This window comes from Brachyspira catarrhinii (assembly GCF_005518285.1).
GTDB classification, from domain to species: domain Bacteria; phylum Spirochaetota; class Brachyspiria; order Brachyspirales; family Brachyspiraceae; genus Brachyspira; species Brachyspira catarrhinii.
On the sequence record NZ_SJDU01000486.1, the window covers coordinates 1 to 1,490 of the forward strand.

Here is a 1,490-nt window from a genome sequence, read left to right on the forward strand (position 1 = left end):
AATGCTTTAATATGATTAGATTTTTTCAATTCTTCATTTTTTAATACTCTAGCTGTTTCACTATTATTAATTTTGTTAATAATACAATTTATAATATTAACATTTCCGAATATATTTTCTAAGTTTAGATTATCTATATTTAATCTAGTTATATTTATTACTAATTTAGTATTTATGTAATTAAATGATAATTTATTTATTCTTTTTTGACTATTGCTATATAAATATATAATACCGTTATTATTAGATGTAATTGTATCAAATGATATTTTAGTATATGAAGTAATTTTTATATCTATTAATCTAATAATATTTTCTATAGTTACATCTATAAAAGATACTTCATTTTTAAATTTACTCCCTGTAAATTCTAATATATTAAATACTGAATTTATAAAAAATATCTCTGAATCGAAATTATTTTTTATAAAATTTGCATTGTTCATAAATTTGCACAACATTAAAAAACTTTTTTGAGCAAATGTAGTTTTAATAAAAATGGTATCGCTATAAAATTTATTATTAAAAAATATAAGATTCGAATTAAATTTAACATTATTAAATTTTACTTTATCATTAAATATAACTGTGTCAAATTTTACTTTATCATTAAATGTAACTGTGTTAAATTTTACTTTATCATTAAATGTAATATTATTGAAATTAATCTTCTTGTTAAAATTTATATTATACAAATATAATTGATTGCAATTTATTCTATTGAAATTAATTTCTGAAAAGATAGTATTATTGTTATTATAAAATTCTATATTATACAATTTTATAGAGTTTATAACTTTAATAAAACTAAATATTATGATATCAAATTTAGATTTATAAAAAATTAAGTCAGAATAAAAAATAGATTTGAATATATTTATTTCATTTTTGAATTCTACCTCTGAAAAATCTACGTCATTATTAAATTTGGAATAAAAAAAACTAGCTTTTTTATTGAAAATAGATTTATTGAAATACACGTAATTATTAAATTTTATTTTACTAAAGTTTACTTCATTTTTGAATTCTACCTCTGAAAAATCTACATCATTATTAAATATTATATCATAACTATACATATCATAATTATTTATATATGTATAAAAATTATTAAAAATTGTATTTTTTAAATTAATTTTAAAATTAATCTTTCTTTTTTTGTTTAGTATTTTTATTAAATGATAAAATTTAAAATTAAAATTAATTTTTATTTTTTTACATTTATTTCCAATATTTAAAGTATAATAATATTCTTCCTCATCAGTTATAGTTATAATATCATTTTCATCTGCTTCTTTACCTTTACTAAGTGCCTGTTGTAATAAATCATACTTTAGCCATTTGGTAAGCTCTTCTTTTGAATTATATACTGTAAGCTGTTCTGTTATGCTATATTTCTCTATTTCATCAACATTTAAAATAGTCATAAAAAACTCTTAAAAAATTATACCCCAATTATAACCCAAATACTTAAATCATCAACAATATAT

General features: G+C 16.6%; 1 protein-coding gene. It reads right to left on the reverse strand.

Translation table 11 applies throughout. The annotated features are described in order from the left end of the window. Nucleotides 1-1,427: pentapeptide repeat-containing protein (locus tag EZH24_RS11705; protein ID WP_473807486.1), on the reverse strand; the 1,427-nt coding region annotated here is incomplete at its 3' end. Nucleotides 1,428-1,490: the final 63 nt, after the last annotated feature.